Here is a 645-nt window from a genome sequence, read left to right as displayed (position 1 = left end):
GACCGGCGGCCGGCGGCACGGCCGCCGCAAGCCGACATTCGCCAAGCCCCGAGCCCTGGACCCCCCAGGCTCGGGGTTTTTCTTTGTCTGCTGGGAGTCGCCCCGGTTGACGCGGGCGGCATCCGCGCCGAATGTGCGGTCATCCGAGGGGAGCCCCGACATGGGGCTGAGAGTCCGCAATCGATGTCTGGCAACAGGCATGGCAGCGCGGTGACCCTGCTGAACCTGATCCGGGTCATGCCGGCGTAGGGACGGAACACAGCGGCAAGCAGCGCCATTGGTCTCCGTCCCTCCGCCCAAACGCAGGAGGGCGTGTCATATGACGCACCAGCAAAAGCCGAGCGTCGTCACCACCGGCCCCGTCACCGGGTCGCGCAAAGTCTACCTCAGCCCGGAAGGCCGCGCCGACCTGCGCGTGCCGTTCAAGGAAATCGCGCTCGACCCGTCCTGCGGCGAGGCGCCGCTGCGGCTCTATGACACGTCCGGTCCGTACACCGATCCGACGGCGACCATCGACCTGTCCGCCGGCCTCGATCCCGTCCGCGCCGCATGGATCGCGCGGCGCGGCGTCGTGCCGGCCGAGGCCCGGCCCGTGCGGCCCGAGGACAACGGTCATGCCAGCGGCGAGCGGCTGGTGCCGCCCTG

Annotated in this window: 1 pseudogene and 1 riboswitch; the pseudogene reads left to right on the top strand. The window is 70.9% G+C overall.

What is annotated here, in order from left to right:
- The first annotated feature begins 136 nt into the window (after positions 1 to 136).
- A riboswitch (TPP riboswitch) is annotated at positions 137 to 269 on the top strand.
- Between the two features lie 50 nt (positions 270 to 319).
- A pseudogene (locus B8460_RS00190) lies at positions 320 to 645 on the top strand (phosphomethylpyrimidine synthase ThiC); the annotation flags it as partial.

Source organism: Acidisphaera rubrifaciens HS-AP3 (assembly GCF_000964365.1).
Lineage (GTDB): Bacteria > Pseudomonadota > Alphaproteobacteria > Acetobacterales > Acetobacteraceae > Acidisphaera > Acidisphaera rubrifaciens.
Note: the sequence above shows the minus strand (reverse complement) of the source record. Positions and strands in the feature narration are given on the sequence as shown.